This is a genomic window from Methylacidimicrobium cyclopophantes, from assembly GCF_902143385.2.
GTDB classification, from domain to species: Bacteria; Verrucomicrobiota; Verrucomicrobiia; order Methylacidiphilales; family Methylacidiphilaceae; genus Methylacidimicrobium; species Methylacidimicrobium cyclopophantes.
Genome location: NZ_CABFUZ020000260.1, coordinates 1 through 19,532, shown reverse-complemented (window position 1 = coordinate 19,532; position 19,532 = coordinate 1). Strand labels below are relative to the sequence as shown.

Genomic DNA, 19,532 nt, shown 5'->3' with positions numbered 1-19,532 from the left:
GGCTGGACCGCGGCGATCTACGCCGCGCGAGCGAACCTTCGTCCGCTCGTCATTACGGGAACCGAGCCGGGTGGGCTTCTGACGACGACCACCCTTGTCGAAAACTTTCCCGGCTTTCCGGACGGCATACAAGGCCCCGATCTGATGGTTGCCATGGAAAAACAGGCAAAGCGCTTCGGTGCGCGTGTCCTCTCGATGGCCACCGCAACCCGTACCGAGCTTTCCGGCGATACCAAGCAGATCATTCTCGAAGACAAATTGCTGGAAGCAAAGGCCATCATTCTCGCCGTCGGGGCTCGTCCGCGGCATCTCGATGTCCCCGGAGAGGCGGAACTGGAGACGCGCGGGGTCAGTTATTGTGCTACCTGTGATGGCGCTCTTCCCCTCTTTCGCCACCGTACGTTGGTCGTCGTAGGGGGAGGAGATTCCGCTTGCGAGGAGGCGCTCTATCTGACCCGCTTCGCCTCGGAAGTCTGTCTCATTCACCGGCGCGACCGGTTGCGCGCTTCTCCGATCATGATCGATCGCGTTCTCGGCAATCCCAAGATCCGACCCATCTGGAACACCGTGGTTTCTGAAGTACTGGGACGCGAGGAAGGCAGGCTCACCGGGCTGATCCTACGGGACGTTCACACCGGCAAGGTGAGCACCCTCTGCTGCGCGGGCCTTTTCGTAGCGATTGGACACCAACCCAGCACCGAGCCGTTTCGGGGCCAGGTCGATCTCGACGAGCGTGGATACATCCGCGTTCACTCTGGTTCCCAGACGAGTCAGCCCGGAGTTTTTGCGGCAGGCGACTGCGTGGACTTTACCTATCGGCAAGCGGTCACGGCGGCCGGGATGGGCTGTATGGCGGCGCTGGATGCCGAACGCTATCTCTCCTCATTGTCGACCGGTTCCCATGCTTGATTGCGCCGCCCCAAAGGAATAAAGTTGGATTTTTTGACGAGAAAATAACCATGGTGATCGTTCAGACCGAGGAGCTCGGCCCGTGCCGCAAGCGACTCCGCATCGAGGTTTCGGCCGACCAAGTGACTCAGGTCCGGAAAGAAATCGTTCAACAGTTCTCCCGAGCGGCACGGCTGCCCGGCTTCCGCCCGGGCAAAGCTCCGACTCTCCTGGTCGAAAAGCAGTTTCAAAAAGAGATCGACGACGAGCTTCAGAAGGCTCTGGTGACCAGAGCCCTTCGCGAAGGCATTCAGAAGCAGCAGATCGACGTAGTCCGTGTCCTCGGGACGGAAGAGGTCCGCTATCTGGATGGGCTTTCTTTCTCTTTTGCGGCGCTGGTCGATTGCGCTCCTGTCTTTGCGCTCCCCGATTACTCGAAGACCACGCTTCCTCGAACCGAAACCGAGGTCAGCAAGGAAGAAATCGACCAAGCGCTCGGCAAGCTCTTGGAAGCCCGAGCCACATTCACTGACGCGGGAAACCGGCCACTAGCGGAAGGCGATTATGCGGTCGTCCATTACGAGGGGACGATCGAAGGCCGCCCGGTAAAAGAGCTATATCCCGCCGCTGGAATCTTGGCGGGTGCCCAAGATCAATGGCTCCTGGTCAAGCCGGGCGTTTTTGTTCCGGGATTTCCGGAGGCGATCCTCGGAATGGAGGTCGGTCAAACCCGCACGTTTTCCGTTCTCTTTCCGGAAGATTGGTTTTTCGAGCCCCTGCGGGGAAAAGCGGTGGAATACTCGGTCACCCTTTCCGCAATCAAGGAGCGTCACGTTCCCTCCCTCTCCGATGCTCTAGCGAAAGAGATTGCCGGAACGGATCAGTCGGGGCTGCTTTCCATGGTACAGTCTGCGGTGGAAACGGAGAAAAAGCGGACCGCGCGGCAAGCACAGAGCAACCATATTCTCAACACGCTTCTCCGATCGGTGGAGTTTCCCCTTCCGGAGTCTCTCGTAAATGAAGAGACGGAAAACGCCGTGCGAGAAATCATCGCCGAAAATCAGGAACGGGGGGTTCCATTCGCGACCCTCGAGGAGAAGAAAAACGAAATCTTCTCGAACGCCCGACGGCTGGCCGTCCAACGAGTCAAGCTCCGTTTTCTCATCGACCGAATCGCGAAGAACGAATCGATCGCGGTCACGGATGAGCAACTGAGCGGGGCGGTTGCCTCCCTTGCCCGCCGGCAGAATCTTCCCCCTCGTCAATTCGTCCAACGCATCTCGCGTGAAAGCCTCGAGTCATTGAAAAGACAGCTGTTGTTGGAGAAAGTGATGGACTTCCTCATTGAAAAAGCCAAGGTTGCCTCCGTATGACAGACCAAAGATTCACAGCGCAGATCATCCCGTCCGTCATTGAGCAGATCGGCCGAGAAGAACGGCGGTACGATGTCTACTCTCGGCTACTCAAGGACCGTATCATCTTTTTGGGCGTTCCGATCGACGACATGATCGCCAACGTCGTTATCGCGCAGCTCCTCTTTCTCCAGATGGAGGATCCCAAGAAGGATGTGAGCATCTATATCCATTCTCCCGGCGGCTACGTCACAGCCGGCATGGCGATTTACGACACGATTCAGTTCATTAGTTGCGACGTCGCCACCTATTGCATCGGACAGGCGGCGAGCATGGCCGCGGTTCTCCTGGCCGCCGGCAGCAAAGGCAAGCGCTTCGCCCTCCCCAACGCCCGCATCATGATTCACCAGCCCCTCGGGGGAGCGCAAGGACAAGCCTCGGACATCAGCATCCAAGCCAAGGAGATTCTGCGAACCAAGCGCCAGCTCAATCAAATCCTTGCAAACCATACCGGTCAACCGCTCGAACGTCTGGAAAAAGACACGGACCGGGACTTCTTTATGTCAGCCGACGAAGCGAAGAATTATGGGATCGTTGACGAAGTAGTGAAGACAAAGGTCTCCATCCCTCAGGTGCCCGAGCCAACCATCACGTAGGTGTTTCATGGCGCGTCCGGTCCAGGTAACCATGTGCTCCTTCTGCGGCAGGAGCCATGCGGAGGTACGCAAGCTGATTTCCGGGCCGGGCGTCTACATCTGCGATAGCTGCATCAATGTTTGCAAAGACATCCTCGAACGAGAGGGAAAGGGGGAATCTCCCTCCGTCGAAGCGGCCGCTATCCCGAAGCCGACGGAGATTCACCGCTTTCTCGATCAGTACGTCATCGGCCAACAGCAGACGAAAAAAGTTCTCTCAGTAGCCGTCCACAACCACTACAAGCGGGTACTAACCCTGGGAACAGGCGCCGGGACGGGAACTCGCTTGGATAAACATCCCGACGTGGAACTCGAAAAGAGCAATATTCTGCTCGTCGGTCCTACCGGATCAGGCAAGACGTTGTTGGCCCGCACCCTCGCTCGCATGCTCGACGTCCCGTTTTGTCTGGCCGATGCAACATCCCTTACCGAAGCCGGGTATGTAGGCGAGGATGTCGAAAGCGTTCTTCTCCGACTGCTGCAGAACGCGAACTTCGATGTGAAACGGGCCGAGACGGGCATAGTGTACATCGACGAAATCGACAAGATCGCTCGAAAAAGCGACAGCCCGTCGATCACGCGGGATGTTTCTGGAGAAGGGGTGCAACAAGCTTTGCTGAAGATGCTGGAAGGCACGGTTTGCCATGTGCCCCCCCAGGGAGGCAGAAAGCATCCCCATCAAGAATGCATCCGAGTGAACACACAAAATATCCTCTTCATTTGCGGCGGAGCTTTCGTCGGTCTCGACAAGATGGTTGCGCGCCGTATCGGAAAAGGACGCCTCGGTTTTTCCACTTCCTCGAATGAGGAACAGGCGGATGGGCCAAAGACGGAGATCGAACCGGAGGACCTCATCCAGTACGGAATGATCCCAGAGTTTGTCGGTCGGCTGCCGATCATTTCCTGGCTCCAGGCATTGAACGAAGAGGATCTTGTTTGCGTTCTTACAGAGCCGAAAAATGCTCTGGTCAAGCAATATGCGAAGCTGTTGGCGATGGATCAGGTGAAACTTTCCCTGACGAAAGACGCGCTGCGCCTGCTCGCGCAAGAGGCGATCCGGAAAGGGACCGGTGCACGCGGCCTCCGGTCCGCGCTCGAGAAGATCATGCTGGAAATCATGTACGATCTTCCTTCCCGCACCGATCTCGAGGAAGTGATCATTACTCGTCCCGTCGTGGAAGGAAAGCGTCTGCCGATCCTTCGCCGCCGAGCGGAACGAGAGGCGGCGTAATTCAGCGGCCGGCACAAAGACGCTCAAGGCGCAACCGACGAGGTGGCGCCGCCAAGTCTGTCTCCCACCGGGCCGCCAAGGAGAAGGGAAAATGCCAACCAAGTCGAAGGTCGTCGTCGGAATGAGCGGCGGAGTCGATTCCTCGGTTGCCGCCTACCTCCTCCAGCAGCAAGGATATGATGTCATCGGAGTGACTCTCAAGTTCTGGTCGGACTCGTGCCTTGCCCGTTCGCACGAAAAATGTTGCGGCCCCCAATCGATCTCCGACGCGAGGCTGGTTGCCCATAGGCTCGGGATTCCCCACTTCATCCTCGACGAGGCGGAGGCATTCGAAGAGGAAGTCATCTCTCCATTTGTCGAGCAATACCGGCGAGGGCTGACCCCCAACCCGTGCGCTCTCTGCAATGAAAAGATGAAATTCGGCCGGCTGCCCCGGAAAGCAAGCGCTTGGGGAGCGGAATATGTAGCGACCGGACACTACGCCCGGATCGAGCGGAGCGAGCGGGAGACGCGACTCAAAAAAGCCAAGGACGAACGAAAGGATCAGACCTATTTTCTTTTTCGCTTGGAGCGAAAGACCCTTGACCGGATGTTGACGCCTCTTGGCGACTACAGCAAGGAGGAGGTTCGTGATCTCGCGCGACAGGCGGGCCTTTCTATCTGGGACAAAGAAGAGAGTCAAGGAATCTGCTTTATTCCGGGAAACCAATACGAAACCTTTTTGGCCGAGCGACTCGGCTCAGGCAAAGAAGCTGCGGGCGAGATCGTCGATCTCACCGGGAAACTCCTCGGCCACCATCGCGGCATCGAATCCTACACAGTCGGCCAACGCCGCGGGCTTCCAGGAGGACAAGGCAAGCCCCTCTACGTAGTCGACATCGACCCGGAGAAGCAGCGGATCGTCGCCGGTCCGTGGGAAGCTCTCCATCGGACCCACTGCTATCTCATCGATACGAACTGGCAACAGCCGGTGCCGATGGGACCCTTGCCGGTAACCGCCAAGGTGCGATACAACTACCCTGCCGCTCCGGCACAGCTCACCCTCTTGCCCGGCCGGCGTGCTCGAATCGATTTCGTGCATCCGCAAGCGGGGGTTGCTCCGGGACAGGCCGCCGTTTGCTACATTGATGATCTATTATTGGGCGGCGGATGGATTGAAAGGACCGCAGATTCGCCCCGATGGGAGACCGCTCCGTGAAGCCGCTTCTTGTTCTCGTCACCGCTTCCTCCCTTGAAGAAGGATCCTGTCTGGCACGAGCCCTACTGGAGGCCCGTGCTGCCTCCTGCGTAAACCTATTGTCGGGCCTTCGTTCGTTCTACTGGTGGAAAGAGAAACGGGAAGAAGCCGACGAAATTCTTTTGTTGGTAAAGAGCGCCGACGAACGGTGGGAAGAGTTGTGCGACGTCATCCGCCGACACCATAGCTACGAATGTCCGGAAATCGTCGCCGTCTGCCCGGACCGGGTCGAGGAACGATACTTCTCCTGGTGGTCGGCAGAGCTTCTCAAGAAAGGATCGGCGTCCTCACTCGAATCGTAATCGGAACCCCATGGGCGCAAGATAAACCGCCTCCGCTGCCAAGTCGGCCTTCGTCAGCGGATGCTCCTCCAGCCAGTTCGGCGGAAACCGAAGCTTCCAGCGTCTCTCCTCGACGTCGAGCTCGATCACAGGCAGCAACGAATCTTGTCGGCTTCTCTCCAAGAGGATGGCAATCCGCAAGAGGAGGCTCAAGCAGAAGGTCGAATTCCGATCCTCCTCCCGAAGCCGAAGAAGTACCTCTTCCGGATACTTTCGACGATGACTTCGGACCAGGAACGCGAGTCGTTGCTGGTCCCGCAACGAGAAGCCAGGCATGTCCAGGTTATTGAGCACATAAGCGCCATGCTTATGGTATTGAGTGTAAGAAATGAAGAGGCCGATCTCGTGAAGAACAGAGGCCCACGATAGAAAATGGCGGTCTTCCTCGGAAAGCCGGCAAGTCGAGGCTACTTGCTCGAAAAGATGCAAAGCGCGCTTTTGCACTCGATGAGCCTGTGGAACATCGATATGGAATTGCTCCATTAGGTTCCGCACGGTCTTTTCGCGAGAATCCGCCTCCGAGTTTCTTCCCAGTAGGTCATAAAGAAGGCCTTCCCGGAGGGCGTTATGCGAAACTTCCAGAACCTCTATCCCGAGCGCATGGAAAATCGCGCTTAGAATGGCTATCCCCCCAGCGAATACGAGTCGTCTCTCCTCATCGAGCTCTCGAAACGGCAACTTCTCCGCCTTTCCGACCTCAACGAGTACCTTTTCGATTTTCTTGAGAGCGTCGGCTGTAATGCCGTTTGTCGACCACCCTTCCCCCTCGACAACGCTCAAAGCGGCCAAGATGGTACCGGAGGAACCGATCGCTCTCCGCCATCCGGCCGACCGGTAAATGGTTGCGATCGGCTCCAATTCGCGAAGGGCTTCCAGTACCGCTCGGCGCATCCGTGATGAGGTGATCGTCCCTTCAGGAAAGTGTGCCGCGGTCATGCTCACACACCCCATAAACAAGCTTTCCATCCGCTCCGCAATCAGGCCTCTGCCCAAGATGAGCTCTGTGCTGCCGCCACCTATGTCGATTACCAAGCGCAGCTGACCGTCATCTTCCGTTTCATGGGCCACGCCCAAATAAATCAAGCGCGCTTCCTCATGGCCCGAGATGACATCAATCGAGTGGCCCAGGGCCTGCTCGGCCCTCCGAATGAACTCTTCGGCGTTCCGTGCCTTCCGCAAGGTATTGGTTCCGGCTACCCGTATCCGATCGGGGGGAATCGGTTTGAGTCGCTGTCCAAATCGCTCCAGACAGCGTAGGGCCCTCTCAATAGCTTCCCGAGACAAAGTCCCTTCGGTGTCAAGCCCCGCGGCCAAGCGCACAGGTTCCTTGAGGCGATCGATCGGCCGGATTTGCCCGTTTTCCTCTTGGACGACGAGCAGATGGAAGCTATTCGATCCTAGGTCAACGGCGGCTGCGAGCGGCATGGTCGTTTTGCATTTTCCATCATTGCGCCGGAATCCGGACAAAGGATCCTCTACTTTCACTCCCTCCCCATTCGTGATTGCATGACACGCAATCCCTACCAAGGGCGATAGCCGCAAAAAGCCCCCTCAAGGAATGCGCGCGCAGCCGCCCGCGATGCCATGCTTTTCGTTGTACTTCTGATGGTACTCCTCAGCGAAAAAAAACCCTCCCGCAGGGACGATTTCCGTCACGATCGGATTCCGAAATCTTCCACTCTCCGCTAAGGCTTGGCGCGACCGTTCGGCGGCTTTCCGCTGCGCCTCATTGTAGACAAAGATCGCCGACCGATACTGCGACCCGACATCCGGACCTTGTCGATCTCGAGTCGTCGGATCGTGGATCTGCCAAAACTTGGCTAGGAGATCATCGTAAGAAACTACTCGAGGATCGAAGAGCACGAGCACCGTCTCCGCGTGGCCGGTGTGTCCGCTGCACACCTCCTCATAGGTGGGAAAAGGTGTCGAGCCTCCCGAATATCCGGAAAAAGCCGCTTCCACCCCTTTCATCTTCTCGAATTCTTGCTCTACCCCCCAAAAACAGCCGGCCGCGAAGGCCGCCCGCTCCAATGTTTGCCCACCTCTCCCCTTTCCTTGAAGCAAACGTTCCGGCAAAAAGGAGAGCGCACCGGAATTGATGCAGTACCGCAGCCCTGTCGGAGGCGGCCCATCGGGAAAGACATGGCCTAAATGGGCTCCGCACCGAGCGCAGAGGATCTCCTCTCGAACCAACCCGTGACTCCGGTCCTCCGTCTGCCGGAGATTCTGGGAAGCAAACGGAGCATAAAAGCTGGGCCAACCCGTCCCGGAAACGTACTTCGCCGTCGAGGAAAACAGAGGCAAGCCGCAGCTGGCGCACAGATAGAAGCCCGCTTCTTTGCTGGCTACGAATCGACCGCAGAATGCACGCTCCGTCGCCGCTTCCCGCGTGATCGAGTAAGCCGTCTCTCCCAGCAGGTAGCGCCATTGCTCGTCCCTCTTCCGGATAAAGCTTCCGCGGGTCGGCGCGCTCGGCCGCCCCCATTCGTCCAAAAACACGAACGTGCCCTGTTCCATGCCGGAATCCCCCATAGCCGCCTCGCACGCTCTTCCGAACAAAAGGAAGAGCGCCCCAAGCGCGAGCAAGAAAAAAGCCGCCTCGAGCTTCTTCGCCTCCCGTCGCAACCTGGCGCCCATTTTTCTATTGCATTTTTTCCCATTCTCCTCAAGAAAGGCAACCCCGATCGGCGCGGAAACCGATTTACCGGAGCGGTTGCGTCTTTTGCCGTTGACGCGAGCATCTTCGGCTTCTACGCTCAATCGTGGGTTTTGCTCGAATGAGCGGAGCAAAAGCATAATCTTTCGGAGAAAAGACGTCGTGGCAAGAATTGCAATCAACGGATTTGGACGCATCGGACGCCTCATTTTGCGTATTCTCGTGGAACGCAATCTGCTGGAGCAAGCCTCGGTCGTCGCAGTCAACGATCTCGTTCCCGCCAATAATCTCGCCTATTTGCTGCGTTACGACAGCAATTATGGCGGTTTTCCGGTGCCGATCGAGTCGGCTCGTTCCAATCCAAGCCACGATAAGGACGATCTCTTGCGGATCGGGGAACACGAGATCCGCTGCTTGGAAGTAAAGGAAGGGCCCGCGGCGATGCCGTGGGCCGATCTGGACGTCGACATCGTCCTCGAATCCACCGGCCTCTTCACGAGCGCCGATAAGGCTCGAGGTCATTTGAAAGCGGGGGCAAAGACCGTGGTCATCACGGCGCCCGGGAAAGATGCGGACATCACCGTCGTCGTCGGCGTTAATCACCATTTGATCGACCGGAGCAAGCATTCGATCATCTCGAATGCGAGTTGCACCACGAATTGCCTCACCCCGGTTGTTCATGTTCTGCTCAAAGAAGGCTTCGGCATCGAGGAGGGGCTGATGACGACTGTGCACAGCGCCACGGCCACCCAGAGAGTGCAGGATGGCCCTTCCCGGAAGGACTGGCGCGGAGGTCGAGCGGTGGAGGGAAATATCATCCCCGCCAGCACGGGGGCTGCGAAGGCGACCGCCCTGGTCTTGCCGGAAGTGAACGGCAAGCTTACGGGAATGTCTTTCCGCGTTCCCACCCCTACCGTCTCGGTAGTCGACCTTACCGTGCGAACGACGAAGGCGACGAGCTATGAGGAAATTTGTGCGGCCATGAAGCGGGCGAGCGAGACCTATCTCCGCGGGATCCTGGGCTACACGGAGGATCAGGTTGTTTCTCGAGATTTCCTCAAGGATCCGCGTTCGAGCATCTTTGATGCCGGGGCGGGTATCGGACTCAACAGCAATTTCTTCAAACTGATTTCCTGGTACGACAACGAATGGGGCTACGCCAACCGATGTGTCGATCTCGTGCAGTATCTGCTCTGATCGAAGAAGAAAGCAAACCTCGGCGGAGCGAAGCCAAAGAGAGCATTCACGATCAACGGAGGCGAGAACGATATGGCAAAGAAGACGATTCTCGATGTGGACGTGCGCGGGAAGCGGGTGCTCGTGCGGGTCGATTACAACGTACCGGTGGAATATGTCGACGGCGACCCCCGAATCACCGACGACACACGAATTCGGGCGAGTCTTCCGACCATCCAGAACCTCGTGAAGCGTGGTGCCAGGGTGGTGTTGATGAGCCATTTAGGTCGTCCCAAAGGAAACGCAAATCCCAAGCTGAGTCTCCGGCCCGTAGCAGACCGCCTGAGCTATTTGATGCAAAAGCCCGTTGCCTTTGCGAATGATTGCATCGGTCCCGCGGCGGAAAGCGCTGTGATGTCGCTGGGGGACGGCGAAGTTTTGCTGCTCGAAAACCTTCGTTTTCATCCCGAAGAGGAAAAAAACGATCCTTCCTTTAGCCGACAGCTTGCGCGACTCGGAGAGGTTTACGTCAACGATGCTTTCGGTACCGCGCATCGCGCCCATGCCTCCACCGAGGGAGTCGCCCATTGTATCGGTGAGCGGGCGATCGGTTTCCTCATGGAAAAGGAGCTTCACTTCCTTGGAGAGGAGTTGGACAATCCGGTTCGCCCATTTGTGGTGATCCTGGGGGGGGCGAAGGTCTCCGACAAGATCCGCGTGATCGACCGGCTTCTCAGCAAAGCCGACGCCCTCCTCATCGGAGGAGCGATGGCTTACACCTTCTACTTGGCGCAAAACAAGCCGGTAGGAAAGTCCCTCGTCGAGCCCGACCGGGTCGAGCTCGCCCGTGACGCCTTGCAAAAAGCGGCCAGCCGGGGAATCGATCTCCTCCTCCCGGTTGACAGCTATATCGTTCAAGAGATCGATTTCGAAAACCGCCAAACCTCCCCCGGCCGCTACACCAAGCCCGGGGAAGAAATTCCGGAAGGCTGGCGAGGAGTCGATATCGGGCCGGCCACGATCGCATCTATGCGAAAGAAAATTGCCGGGGCGCGGACGATTTTCTGGAACGGGCCCATGGGGGTTTTCGAGATTCGCGGCTGCGACAAGGGAACATTTGCCGTTGCGGAAATGGTTGCCGAAAATCGGGATGCCGTGAGCATCGTGGGCGGCGGCGACTCGGTAAAGGCGCTTCATCGGTCCGGGCTCGCCGACCGGATCACCTTTATCTCTACGGGCGGCGGCGCCTCCCTCGAGTTTCTCGAAGGCACACCGCTGCCGGGGGTTTCCGTGATCCCCGACAAATCCGAAAAGGAGGAAAGTCACAAGGCCGCTTCTTCCAGCGACGGTCCAACCGAGGCGCTCCTCCCGGCGTGATGGCACGCACCAAGATCATCGCCGGCAACTGGAAGATGAACAAAACGGTTGCCGAGGCGACCTCTCTTGTCGAAGAGCTAAAGAAAGAGCTAGCGACTTTCGAGGCTGCTGCAGTCGTCCTCTGCCCTCCCTTTACCGCTCTGGTAAGTGTCGCAAGGCTCTTGCAGTCCGCTCCGAGGATACAGTTGGGAGCACAGAATTTGCATCCCGCTCCTTCTGGAGCATTTACTGGGGAAATTTCCGCTGCGATGCTCCGCGAAGCTGGCTGCCGCTTCGTCATCGTCGGCCACTCCGAACGGCGCCGCTATTTCGGCGAAACCGATGCGTTTCTTCGAGAAAAGCTTCTCGCCGCCGTCGCGGCGGGACTCAGACCGATATTCTGCGTCGGGGAAGAGCTTCCGGATAGGGAGTCGGGACGATGGCCTGCACATCTGCGTTCCCAGCTCCAAGGCGCCCTTTCCGGCCTTTCCGTCGATGCTCTCTCCCAAATCGTGCTTGCTTATGAGCCGGTTTGGGCCATTGGAACTGGACGAAACGCCACGCCTGAGCAAGCCGAAGAGGCTCACGCCTTGCTTCGGAAAGAGCTGGAAGCGCTCCACGGTGCGACCGTCGCCTCGAAAATGCCGATTCAGTACGGAGGAAGCGTCACGCCTCGGAATGCCGGCGAACTCTTGGCTCAGCCGGACGTGGATGGCCTGCTCGTGGGAGGAGCGAGTTTAGACGCCGGAAGCTTTACCTCCATCGTCTTTGCTGTACAATAGGCTCAAAATGTTGCGAATTCTTTTTGATTTTCTTGCTGTAGCATATGCGCTTGTGGCGCTTCTGCTAGTCTTGGTCATCCTCATGCAACGCAGCAAGCAAGAAGGCTTGGGTGCCACCTTCGGCAGCGGGGTGACCGATGCCCTTTTCGGCGCACAGACTTCGAGTATTCTCGTCAAGGGAACATCGTGGCTTGCAACGATGTTTTTCGCGTTAGCCGTGATTCTCTCCTTTCTTTCCGGGCGTCTGGCCTCCGACCATGGAACGATCCAAGAGAAGTTGCGCCATCCCGGCTCGTCCGCCGCCTCGCCGACTTCTCCGGCTGCTGCACAGAAACCGGCTAAATAACCCGGGGCGATGGGTTCACGCTCCCTTCGAACTCTGATTTGCAGCCTAACCTTCGCCATTCTCGCGAGCTGCAGCATCCCTCCTTCCTCCGATCGCCTTGTCCTGATCAACGGACCTGAGCCGGAAAGCCTCGATCCCCATGTGATCACCGGACAACCCGAAGGGCGTATTTGCAAAGCTCTGTTTGAAGGACTCACGGCGGAAGATAAAAACGGAACGGTTGTTCCGGGAATCGCCCAGGAATGGACGGTTTCCCCCGACGGGAGGGTTTATCGCTTTACGCTGCGTCAGAGTTGCTGGAGCGACGGCAGCCCGTTGACGGCGCACGATTTTGTAGCTTCCTGGCAACGCGCCCTCGATCCGCAGATGGCGGCAAAGTATGCGGATCTCTTTTATTTTATTGAAAATGCCGAAGCGTATAACACCGGCCGCCTTCGGGACTTTTCGCAAGTCGGCGTCCGCGTGATCGATTCTCGAACCCTTGAAATTCGGTTGGTTGGTCCAACACCCTTCTTTCCCTCCCTCTGCGCTCAACCAATCTTTTTTCCAGTTCCTCTGACAATCATAAAAAAGCATGGGGAAAACTGGATTAAGCCCGGAAAATTGATCGGGAACGGCCCCTATCTCCTCGATTCGTGGCAGATCAACGACCGGATCGTCCTTCGAAAAAATCCGCGCTACTGGCGCGCGGATACGGTGCGGATCCCTTGGATCGAAGCCTTGGCCGTCACCCGCGCTTCGACGGCGTTCAACCTATTTGCCAGCGGAAAAGCCGACCTCGTCCTGGACAAGGGACTCATTCCGACCTTCTTCCTTTCCGAACTGCGGAATAAGCCCTACTTTCATTCCGCTCCTTTCTTAGCCACATATTTTTACCGGATCAACGTGACCTCTCCGCCGCTCAAGGATCCTCGAGTCCGGAAGGCGCTTGCGCTGGCGATCGACCGCGAGCGCCTGATCCGAACCATTACCCGAGGCGGGGAGCTTCCGGCTCATTCCCTGACCCCTCCCGGAATTCCCGGTTATAGCCCGCCGAACGGTTCCGGCTATGATCCCGAACGCGCCAGAGCCCTTCTCGCCGATTCCGGTTTTCCAAAAGGCCGCGGCTTCCCCCCCCTCACTCTCCTTTATAATTCGGGCGAGCAGAACGAGCAGATTGCGACGGAAATCCAAGCGTTCTGGCACCAGATTTTAGGAATCTCGGTAAGTCTGCGCAATCAGGAGTGGAAGGTCTACCTCAATTCCGTGCAGTCGCTCTCCTACCAAATCGCGCGTTCGAGCTGGGTGGGAGATTATGAGGATCCCTTCACCTTTCTGGGCTGTTTTCTGCGAAATAGCGGAAACAACAACACGGGGTGGTCCAACGCCCGGTATGAGAAGCTCCTGGCGGAAGCAACGCTCACTCTTGATCCGAAAGAGCGCTTTTTCTTGCTACAAAAAGCGGAGGCGATTCTCGTTGATGAGGAGCTTCCCATCATTCCCATCTACTTTTACTCTGGAATCATGCTTTATGACGGATCTCGTATCGGCGGTATTGCAGCCAACCTGCTCGATGAGCATCCTTTTCGAGAGTTCTATTTTCGCAGGTCGGCAGGCTCCTTTTCTTCGAACCTCGCCCCTAGAGAGCAATGAACAGGAGGAGCATCCTACTTATCACCCAATGGTAGACCGTTCCTTTTTCCGAATTGAAACTGCACGCAATCCGGAGATGAGGCTCTTCTCGGTCCGAATGCGACCGAAACGAGCTTCCGGAGCGAGGCGGCCCTAACGAATCTTCGATGCTCATCTTTCTCGCCCGCCGTTTAGCCGCAGCCCTCCCGGTGCTTTTTGGGGTGATCACCATCACCTTTTTTCTTGTCCGCCTCGCCCCCGGCAGCCCCTTTGCCGGAGAACGGGCTATTCCGCCGGCGATCCTTCGACAGCTCGAGGCGCAGTACAAACTCAACGGTTCTCTGTGGGAACAATATACGAGCTACGTTTCCGATGTTCTCCGAGGAGATCTCCGCCTTTCGACCCGGTATCGGAACCGCACAGTCAACGAGATCATCGGTCAGACCCTCCCTGTCTCCCTGGCCCTCGGAGGGAGCGCCTTCTGCCTCGCCCTCGGTTTCGGCGTCGCAGCGGGAGTCTGGGCTGCGATTCGGCACAATCGGACGGTCGATCGATTCGTCCAAATGCTCTGTTTGGGCGGCATCTCGATTCCGAGCTTTGTGCTCGCCCCTCTCGCCGTACTTCTCCTCTCACTCGAGGTACGGCTGTTTCCTCCCGGCGGGTGGGGCAGCTTCCGAGAGCTTATTCTGCCGGCAAGCTGCCTTGCTCTGCCGTACACGGCGGTCGTTGCTAGGTTGACCAGGGCCAGCATGCTGGAGATCCTGCCGATGGATTTCATCCGCACGGCCCGCGCGAAAGGGCTGGCCCCGGCGGCGATTTTCTTCCTTCACGGGCTGAAGCCCGCATCCCTTCCGATCGTCGCCTACGCGGGTCCCCTGGCCGCCAACCTCTTGACCGGGTCGCTCGTCATCGAGGAGATTTTCGGCATCCATGGGATGGGATCTTTCTTCGTCGAAGGCGTCCTAAGCCGCGATGTCTTCCTGGTGGCCGGGGTCACATTAGTCTACAGCGCACTCCTGATCGGCTTTAACCTATCGGCCGATCTCCTTTCCGCGTGGCTCGACAAGAGAGTGCAACTTTCATGAAAGCAAGGCTGAAGGTGCGCAAAGGGAAGCTCGATGGATGGACCGCTTTTGCGGCCGCTTCGCTCGTCTTCTTGCTCTCGGCCGCCATCTTCGGTCCTCTTTTCTCCCACTACTCGGCGGCGCAGATCGGCGAGGAATCCCTGGCATCCCCAAGCCCGAGTCATTGGATGGGAACGGATATTCACGGCAGAGACCTTTTGACCCGTCTGCTTTATGGTGCACGAATCTCCTTTCTGGTCGGTTTCTTCGGCGCGCTCGTCAGTTTAGCGATCGGGACGGTTTACGGAGCACTCGCGGGATATGCAGGGGGCAGGATCGATCGACTGCTCATGCAGCTGGTCGACCTGCTTTATTCTCTGCCGACCCTGATCTTCGTCATCGTCCTGATCGCTCTGCTGGAAGCTCCTCTGAGAAAGGCCTTGATTGGCTCGCACCTAGCGAATCTGCTCCCCTACAGCCGCATCTTCCTCCTCTTTCTCGGTCTCGGGCTCGTTGAATGGCTCACCATGGCCCGCGTCGTTCGGAGTCGTGTTCTCGTGCTGAAAGAGGCCCTTTTTGTCCAAGCCGCACGCGTGCTCGGAAGATCTCCGTTCGGCATCCTCCGCCACCACATCTTGCCGCATCTCCTAGGGATCGTGGCCGTCTACTTGACGTTGACCGTTCCGGCCGTCGTGCTCGCCGAATCGTTCCTGAGCTTTCTCGGTTTGGGAGTAGAACCGCCCTCGGCGAGCCTAGGCACTCTTTTGGCCGACGGAGCCCAAGCCATCAACCCCATCAAGACGGCATGGTGGTTACTCGTCTTCCCGGGGGGGATGCTGGCCTGGACTCTCTGGGCGTTGAACTCCCTCGGTGACAACCTGCGAGACCTCCTCGATCCCTCGAGTCGGTAAGATTCGAACCAGCTCTACCTCCGCGTTGGATGCGTCGGATCCAAGCCTAGCGCTTCCCGTAGCGGCAAGCGGGCATAGTCGAGAGCATATCGTACCATATCCTCGTGGTAGACCGGCCTGCCGTCGGGGAAATGGTCGGCGATTTCCTCATCCGAAGCCTGTCCGAGCCCGCTCTCTGCCCGGCATTGCGCTCCCCTTCCGAAATGCCCGATCAGAAGCCGCAGGCGGGCTCCGTTGCGTTGGCGGCAGCAGAAGACCCTATCCACCGGGGAAGGAAGGCGAAGAGCATTTCCCCAGAATACGATCGGATCGATAAGGTAGAGCAGAGCGACGCGAACTTGCTGCTTGATCAGCGAGCGACAGAGTCGGAGAGCACTCACTGCTCCCAAACTATAGCCAAAAAGGGAGACGGCTTCGGGTTGCCCCCACAACCGAGAGAAGAGCAGGGGGAGAATTAAGCCGGCACTCGGCGGAAATACGGCGGCACCTACCCGCTTACCGGCATCGACCAACAAAAAGTTGGCCCAGCAGGGTCCGGCAGGCCCGACTCCGTGGAAAACGATACGGCAGACCCTTCGCTCGGTTCTGCGGGCGAAGTCTCTCACGCGGTTTTGTCTTCGCGGGCTACGATTCGACGGAGCACGTAGGGAAGGATACCGCCATGCCGAAAGTAGTCCGCCTCGGCCGGTGTATCGATCCGACAAAGGATGGGCACCTCCCGGACGCTTCCGTCCTGCCGGCGAATGCGTAAGCTCAGTTCTTGGCCCGGCGAAAGGTCGCTCTCAAATCCCGGAATCTCGAATGTTTCGCTCCCGTCTAGGGAAAGCTCAGGGAGAGCGATGTTGCCGCGGAAGGTGCAGGGTAAGACTCCCATGCCGACGAGGTTCCCCCGGTGGATGCGCTCGAAGCTCTCCGCAATCACCGCACGAACCCCCAAGAGCGCACTTCCCTTGGCGGCCCAATCCCGAGAGCTGCCCGTCCCGTATTCCCGTCCGGCCAATACCACCAGCGGCACTCCTTCTTCCCGATATTTCATCGCAGCATCATAGATCGACATCACCGCCCCATCGGGCATATGGCGGGTCACCCCCCCTTCGATCCCCGGCACCAGAAGATTGCGCAGCCGAACGTTCGCAAACGTACCACGCACCATCACACGATCGTTACCCCTGCGGCTGCCGTAACTGTTGAAATCCTCCCGGCGAATCCCGAGCTCTCTCAGGTATCTGCCCGCTGGGCCATCGGCCTTGATCGCCCCCGCCGGTGAGATATGATCGGTGGTTACCGAGTCCCCGAGAACGCAAAGGGCGCGCGCGCCCGCACAAGGCCGGCGAGCCGGAGCTTCCAAAGAAAAGTCTTCGAGAAAGGGCGGCTCTTGAATGTAGCTGTTGTTCGCATCCCATGCATAAATCTCGCCCGTCGGAGCCGCGATCTCCTTCCACTGCGGATTGAGCTCGATAAAATTCGCGTAGAGGCGGACGAAGCTTTCCGGATCCATCGCAGAGGCGAGCAACTCCGCTATCTCCTGGGCGCTGGGCCAAATATCGCGAAGAAAGACCGGACGTCCGTTTGCCTCTTGTCCTAACGGCTCGGTCTCCGGATCCCAGTCGACCCTACCCGCAAGCGCAAAGGCGACGACGAGAGGAGGAGACATGAGAAAATTCGCCCTCACCGCCGCATGAATCCGCGCCTCGAAATTTCGATTCCCTGAGAGGACTGCGGCCACGACCAGTTGATGAGAACCGATTGCCTCCTCGAGAGGAGCCGATAAGGGTCCGCTATTGCCGATGCAGGTCGTGCATCCATATCCCACCAGATTGAATCCGAGGCGATCAAGGAAGCCCTGCAACCCGGCTCGCTCCAAATAATCCGAAACCACCCGGGAACCGGGGGCCAATGAGGTCTTCACGTGCGCCGGCACGCTCAGCCCGCGCTCTACGGCTTTTTTGGCTAGCAGACCGGCGGCGAGCATAACGCTCGGATTCGAGGTGTTCGTACAGCTCGTAATAGCGGCGATGACGACGCTCCCATGACCGATCTCTTCCGGGAAGCCGTTGCTCGAGAGCTGCACCGGATCGGGGGTAGGACGAAGATCCCGCAATTCGCTCTCGCTAGGGGAGATGGGCTCGGAACCGTTGGGTTCGAAGCGAGGGCCTCCTTCTCCGTCGGACCGCCGTTTGACGCGGACTCGCACCGCTAGCTCCTCGGAGGTTTTCCCATATCCGCCCTGGTCCGAGGGCCGCGTCAATAACCGATAAAAGGCATCCTTGAGAGAACGAAGCACAATCCGGTCTTGCGGACGACGCGGACCGGCAACCGACGGTTCCACCTCATCCAAAGGAAGTTCCACGATCTCGCTGTAATCGATTTCACCCACTTCCTGGGGAATTTGGAACATTCCTTGACTCGCGTAGTAGCGTTCCACGACGGCAAGCTGTTCCCGTGGACGACCACTCCTCCGCAAATAGGAGAGCGATTCCCGATCGAAAGGGAAATATCCCATCGTAGCCCCATACTCGGGGGCCATGTTGGCAAGGGTTGCTCGATCCGGCACAGTGAGCGATGAGGCACCAGGACCAAAAAATTCTACGATTTTGTTGACCACGCCTACCTGTCGGAGCTTTTCCGTAATCCGCAAGACGAGGTCTGTCGCCGTGACGCCGGCAGCCAGGGAACCGGTCAAATGGACTCCGACCACATCCGGAGTGAGAAGATAGTAGGGTTCCCCGAGCATCGCTGCTTCGGCTTCGATCCCGCCCACTCCCCACCCGACCACTCCGAGCCCGTTGATCATGGTCGTATGGGAGTCGGTTCCCAAGACCGTATCGGGATAGAGGACTCTGCCATCCTTTTCTTCCTGGACGAAGACTCCTTTGGCCAAGTATTCCAAATTCACCTGATGACAGATCCCGATCCCGGGCGGAACGATGCGCAGCCTGCGGAACGCCCCCTCGCCCCACTTCAAGAACGCATATCGGTCATGGTTTCGAGTAAACTCCCACTCTAGATTTCTTGCCATCGCCTCCGGCTTCCCGAACACATCCACCTGAACAGAGTGATCGATGACGAGGTCGACCGGGACCTCCGGTTCCACCCAGCTCGGAGCTCGGCCGAGCCGACCCAACGCGCTGCGCATGGCCGCCAGATCCACTAGAAGAGGAACTCCGGTAAAGTCCTGCAGGAGGATTCGGGCCACTCGGAGAGGAATCTCCCTGCGCACCGGGTTTTTGGCATCCCAACGAGCGAGCGCCTCCACGTCTTTCTCATCGACCGCCGATGTCCCGCAAAAGCGTACCAGCGACTCGAGAAAGATGCGTAGGCTGATCGGAAGCTTCCGAATCGGCCCGAGGCCGGCTTCTTCCAAAATCGGAAGTGAAAAGAAGCGGAACTCTCCAAGCCCAGGAATCTCCAAGATCCGGAGGCAATCTCGTATTGTTGACCTTCCTTGCATTAGAACCTTGTGATCTAGGCCGAAAAGAGTAGGCTTCCACAAAAACGATGGCAATCGGATTTCTTTGGTTTGGAATTCGGCCGACCTTTGGCACGGTTTTCGCTTCTTTACCGAAAAGAGATCCGATTCGAAAAGAAATAGGAAGGAGGTATGGGATGCGTTTAACCCAAGATCCGTTCGATTCTTGCCTGAAGTCGAAGAACCTGTTCCGGCTGCCGGGCCATAAACACGAAAAAATCCTCGCTCGCCGCTATGAGCGGCGCAAGGCCCGTCAACATCTGCATCGTCGCGGCCATCCCGAGGAAGGCTAGGAGCTCTTCCTCAGCCTTTTTCCAACCCTGGCCTATTCCCATTGGGCCTGTGCGGCTTGAGCGGGCTCCCGCTTGCCCGCTCAAGCCGTAGGAAGATCAATACCGATGGCCCGGGGGTTTTTGG

Annotated in this window: 18 protein-coding genes; 14 read left to right on the top strand and 4 right to left on the bottom strand. The window is 58.0% G+C overall.

Annotated features, from left to right (window positions below; genetic code table 11):
• The 6 genes from trxB to cutA form a co-directional block, all read left to right on the top strand.
• Window positions 1-909: thioredoxin-disulfide reductase (gene trxB / locus FN369_RS10630; RefSeq protein ID WP_142526110.1), on the top strand; the 909-nt coding region annotated here is incomplete at its 5' end.
• A 50-nt stretch (window positions 910-959) separates the two neighbouring features.
• Entirely contained in the window at window positions 960-2,261 is a 1,302-nt protein-coding gene (gene tig / locus FN369_RS10625; protein WP_142526109.1) for a trigger factor, read from the top strand.
• The gene (gene clpP / locus FN369_RS10620; protein WP_142526108.1) at window positions 2,258-2,896 is read left to right on the top strand and encodes an ATP-dependent Clp endopeptidase proteolytic subunit ClpP; all 639 of its coding nucleotides are present in this window, start codon (window positions 2,258-2,260) and stop codon (window positions 2,894-2,896) included. Before tig ends, clpP begins: the two co-directional genes overlap by 4 nt.
• A gap of 7 nt (window positions 2,897-2,903) precedes the next feature.
• Window positions 2,904-4,166: an ATP-dependent Clp protease ATP-binding subunit ClpX gene (clpX, locus tag FN369_RS10615; protein WP_178087817.1), complete on the top strand. Its 1,263-nt coding sequence runs from the start codon at window positions 2,904-2,906 to the stop codon at window positions 4,164-4,166.
• 91 nt (window positions 4,167-4,257) lie between these two features.
• Complete coding sequence (gene mnmA / locus FN369_RS10610; RefSeq protein ID WP_142526107.1) at window positions 4,258-5,364, top strand: tRNA 2-thiouridine(34) synthase MnmA; 1,107 nt, start codon at window positions 4,258-4,260, stop codon at window positions 5,362-5,364.
• Window positions 5,361-5,705 (top strand): divalent-cation tolerance protein CutA, encoded by a 345-nt coding sequence (gene cutA / locus FN369_RS10605; RefSeq protein WP_142526106.1) that lies wholly within the window; start codon window positions 5,361-5,363, stop codon window positions 5,703-5,705. The genes mnmA and cutA overlap by 4 nt, the downstream gene beginning before the upstream one ends.
• Here the strand turns inward: cutA and FN369_RS10600 are convergent.
• Entirely contained in the window at window positions 5,691-7,169 is a 1,479-nt protein-coding gene (locus tag FN369_RS10600; protein ID WP_142526105.1) for a Ppx/GppA phosphatase family protein, read from the bottom strand. The two genes, cutA and FN369_RS10600, sit on opposite strands and share 15 nt — an antisense overlap.
• Before the next feature lie 126 nt (window positions 7,170-7,295).
• A complete protein-coding gene (locus FN369_RS10595; RefSeq protein WP_142526104.1) occupies window positions 7,296-8,381 on the bottom strand; it encodes a bifunctional methionine sulfoxide reductase B/A protein in 1,086 nt (361 codons plus the stop codon).
• A 181-nt stretch (window positions 8,382-8,562) separates the two neighbouring features.
• On the opposite strand from FN369_RS10595, the gene gap reads away from it, so the two are divergent.
• From gap to FN369_RS10560, 7 genes are all read left to right on the top strand, one after another.
• Window positions 8,563-9,597, top strand: a complete 1,035-nt coding sequence (gene gap / locus FN369_RS10590) for a type I glyceraldehyde-3-phosphate dehydrogenase (RefSeq protein ID WP_142526103.1) — start codon at window positions 8,563-8,565, stop codon at window positions 9,595-9,597.
• A gap of 72 nt (window positions 9,598-9,669) precedes the next feature.
• Window positions 9,670-10,953: a phosphoglycerate kinase gene (locus FN369_RS10585; protein ID WP_142526102.1), complete on the top strand. Its 1,284-nt coding sequence runs from the start codon at window positions 9,670-9,672 to the stop codon at window positions 10,951-10,953.
• Window positions 10,953-11,714 (top strand): triose-phosphate isomerase, encoded by a 762-nt coding sequence (gene tpiA, locus FN369_RS10580; RefSeq protein ID WP_178087816.1) that lies wholly within the window; start codon window positions 10,953-10,955, stop codon window positions 11,712-11,714. The genes FN369_RS10585 and tpiA overlap by 1 nt, the downstream gene beginning before the upstream one ends.
• Window positions 11,715-11,721: 7 nt before the next feature.
• The gene (gene secG / locus FN369_RS10575; protein WP_142526100.1) at window positions 11,722-12,060 is read left to right on the top strand and encodes a preprotein translocase subunit SecG; all 339 of its coding nucleotides are present in this window, start codon (window positions 11,722-11,724) and stop codon (window positions 12,058-12,060) included.
• Window positions 12,061-12,069: 9 nt separating this feature from the next.
• Complete coding sequence (locus FN369_RS10570; protein WP_142526099.1) at window positions 12,070-13,692, top strand: peptide ABC transporter substrate-binding protein; 1,623 nt, start codon at window positions 12,070-12,072, stop codon at window positions 13,690-13,692.
• A 146-nt stretch (window positions 13,693-13,838) separates the two neighbouring features.
• The gene (locus tag FN369_RS10565; protein ID WP_142526098.1) at window positions 13,839-14,756 is read left to right on the top strand and encodes an ABC transporter permease; all 918 of its coding nucleotides are present in this window, start codon (window positions 13,839-13,841) and stop codon (window positions 14,754-14,756) included.
• Window positions 14,753-15,646 carry an ABC transporter permease gene (locus FN369_RS10560; protein WP_142526097.1) on the top strand — a complete coding sequence of 298 codons (894 nt, stop codon included), beginning with the start codon at window positions 14,753-14,755 and terminating at the stop codon, window positions 15,644-15,646. Before FN369_RS10565 ends, FN369_RS10560 begins: the two co-directional genes overlap by 4 nt.
• A gap of 14 nt (window positions 15,647-15,660) precedes the next feature.
• On the opposite strand, the gene FN369_RS10555 is transcribed toward FN369_RS10560, so the two are convergent.
• Window positions 15,661-16,251, bottom strand: coding sequence for an alpha/beta hydrolase (locus FN369_RS10555; protein WP_142526096.1), 591 nt, complete (start codon window positions 16,249-16,251; stop codon window positions 15,661-15,663).
• Window positions 16,248-19,097: an aconitate hydratase gene (locus FN369_RS10550; protein ID WP_178087815.1), complete on the bottom strand. Its 2,850-nt coding sequence runs from the start codon at window positions 19,095-19,097 to the stop codon at window positions 16,248-16,250. Before FN369_RS10550 ends, FN369_RS10555 begins: the two co-directional genes overlap by 4 nt.
• Before the next feature lie 155 nt (window positions 19,098-19,252).
• Between FN369_RS10550 and FN369_RS11290 the strand changes: the two genes are divergently transcribed.
• A complete protein-coding gene (locus FN369_RS11290; protein ID WP_178087814.1) occupies window positions 19,253-19,408 on the top strand; it encodes a hypothetical protein in 156 nt (51 codons plus the stop codon).
• Window positions 19,409-19,532 lie beyond the last annotated feature (124 nt).